Origin of the sequence: Streptomyces sp. SID5785 (assembly GCF_009870065.1) — a bacterium.
Lineage (GTDB): Bacteria > Actinomycetota > Actinomycetes > Streptomycetales > Streptomycetaceae > Streptomyces.
Map to the genome: position 1 here is coordinate 1 of NZ_WWIA01000416.1, position 2,376 is coordinate 2,376.

The window sequence follows — 2,376 nt, forward strand, 5'->3', positions numbered from 1 at the left end:
GGCTCCACCCGCGTCACGCCGTGCCCCCACCGCACGTCGAGCGGGCCGAGCAGCAGGTCCCGGAGGTGCCCGCGGTCGATCTCGGGGTGGGGCCGCTCGCCGGGGCGCGGGCGCCAGTCGCGCAGGACCGCCCCGTCGGGGGCGAGGATGCGCATGGCCTGCCCCTCGGGCCGGGACAGGGCGTGGAACCCGGCGAGCAACCCGGCCTTCTCCAGGGCGCGTTGGCCCAGCTCGGTCTGGAGGTCGAGGGTGCCGCCCGGCGGCCGGGCGTCGCGGGAGGCGTCCCGTTCGAGCACGGTGACCGGGTGGCCGTGGCGGAGCAGGACGCGGGCGAAGGCGAGTCCGGCGGGGCCGGCGCCGACCACGGCGATACGTTGTCTCATATCGATACACTGTATCGACGGAGTGCGTCGTATCGCAATCGTGCGCGCACGGCGGCCGGTCGGAGGGGGCGCGCCGGTACGGTGTGATCATGACTGTCTGGGACCGTCCCGAGCCGCCGAGCCGCCCCGCACCGCTGGACCGCGCACGCATCGTGGCCGCCGCCGTCGCGCTGGCCGACGAGGGCGGGCTCGCGGCCGTCTCGCTGCGCAAGGTCGCGGCCCGGCTCGAGGTGGGACCGATGCGGCTGTACGGCCACATCGGCACGAAGGACGAACTGTTCGACCTGATGGTCGACGAGGTCCAGGCCGAGATGCTCCCCGAGCGGCAGCCCGCCGACTGGCGCGATGCGCTGCGCGGCCACGCCCACCGCACCCGGGACGCCGCACTCCGGCACGAGTGGCTCGCCGATCTCCTCGGCGGACGCCCGTCCTTCGGACCCAACGGCCTGGCCGTCGCCGAGGCCGCGCTCTCCTCCCTCGACGGCGTCGCCGGCATCGACACCGTGCTGCGCGCGGTGGAGACGGTGAGCGCCTACACCACCGGCGCCGTCCGGCGTGAGGTCGCCCGCCTGCGCGCCGAGCGCGACACGGGCCTGTCCGAGCACGCCTGGCAGCGCGCGTCGGGACCGTACATGGAGCGCATGCTGTCGACCGGCCGTTTCCCCGCGCTCGCGCGGGCCGTGTACGACGGCGCGGACCTGGACCCGGAGACCACCTTCGCGACCGGCCTGGAATGGGTCCTCGACGGCGTGGCCGCGAGACTCGCCGCGCCGCCCGCCTGAGCACCGCCGCGCGGCCGCAGCCGCACCAGCCGTCGTCACCGCACGCGCGCGAACGGTGTCAGCGCCGGAAGAGGCAGATCACCGCGATGTGCTGACCGCCGCCCGCCTCGCCCTCCACGGCGCTGAACCGGTCGAGCTGCCAGCCGAGCGCCTCGACCGCCTCGATCTGCGGGGCGATCCCGAGCATCGGCGCCGTGACGAAGCTGTCGTCGATCGGGTCGATGAACTTGTACACGAGGATGTGGGCGCCGCGGTCCATCGCCTGCTGCGCCTGCTGTGCGGCGTCGTTCAGCACGGTTCCGCTCGTCTTCTCGTCATGGGCGCCGCCCCGGTGACCGGCCGTCGCCCGGGCCCCCGGCAGGACGGGCCGCGAGCCGCCGGGAGCGTGCGGCGGCGCGCTCCAGTGCCTCGACGACCACGGCCTGGAGGTCGTGTTCCTCCAGACAGGTGATGCCCTCCGCCGTGGTGCCCCCGGGGGTGGCGGCCTGCCGGTAGAGCCGCTCGGGGTCCGTGCCCGAGGCCTCCAGGAGATCGGCCGTGCCCCGCAGGACCTGGCAGGTCAGCCGCAGCCCCGCCGCGTCGTTGAAGCCCTCCTGCGCGGCGAACCGGGTGAAGGCCCGCGCGACGTACGCGACGAACGCCGGACCGCTCCCGGCCAGCGCTGTGCCGGCGTCGAGGTCCGACTCGTCGAGGACCAGCTGCACGGCGCCGATCGCCGAGAGCTCCGTCTGGACCGCCGCCACGTCACCGGCGCCCACGCCGGGGCCCGCGCACAGCAGCGTCATGCTCCGGCCGACCTGCGCCGCGAGGTTCGGCATCGCCCGCAGGACCCGGGCCGTGCCCAGCCGGGCCTCCAGCGTCTCCAGCCGGACCCCGGCCATGACCGACACCACCGTCACGTCGTGGAGGGCGCCGGCCGGCAGCTCCGCCGCGAAACGGTCGAGCGCGGTCGGCGGCACCGCGAGGACCAGCAGGTCGCCGGGCTCGGGGGCGTACGCGGCCACCACGGTCAGGGCCCGGTCCCCGGCCAGGTCCGCGGCCCGGCCGGACGCCGCCTCGACGACCGTGACCGGCGTCCCGGGACGCTCGTGCGCAAGACGCCGCGCGATCACCGCGCCCATGTGCCCGCCGCCCACGATCACGGTGCGCTCCATCGGACGCTCCTCTTCTCCCCTCGGCACGGGGTGGTCCCGGCGGGCCGGTGCGGCCCC

4 protein-coding genes are annotated in these 2,376 nt (G+C 75.9%); 1 reads left to right on the forward strand and 3 read right to left on the reverse strand.

From position 1 onward, the window contains the following. The coding region (locus GTW43_RS13775) for an FAD-dependent monooxygenase (protein WP_161301979.1) at nt 1-383 on the reverse strand (383 nt) is incomplete at its 3' end. 89 nt (nt 384-472) lie between these two features. Here GTW43_RS13775 and GTW43_RS13780 point away from each other — a divergent pair. Further along, nucleotides 473-1,165, forward strand: coding sequence for a TetR/AcrR family transcriptional regulator C-terminal domain-containing protein (locus tag GTW43_RS13780; protein ID WP_161301981.1), 693 nt, complete (start codon nt 473-475; stop codon nt 1,163-1,165). Between the two features lie 58 nt (nt 1,166-1,223). Here the strand turns inward: GTW43_RS13780 and GTW43_RS13785 are convergent, their stop codons facing one another. Both GTW43_RS13785 and GTW43_RS13790 read right to left on the reverse strand, forming a co-directional pair. Then, nucleotides 1,224-1,460, reverse strand: a complete 237-nt coding sequence (locus GTW43_RS13785; RefSeq protein WP_161301982.1) for a hypothetical protein — start codon at nt 1,458-1,460, stop codon at nt 1,224-1,226. A gap of 19 nt (nt 1,461-1,479) precedes the next feature. Then, on the reverse strand, nt 1,480-2,376 hold an 897-nt coding region (locus GTW43_RS13790), incomplete at its 5' end, for a pyrroline-5-carboxylate reductase dimerization domain-containing protein (RefSeq protein WP_237536584.1).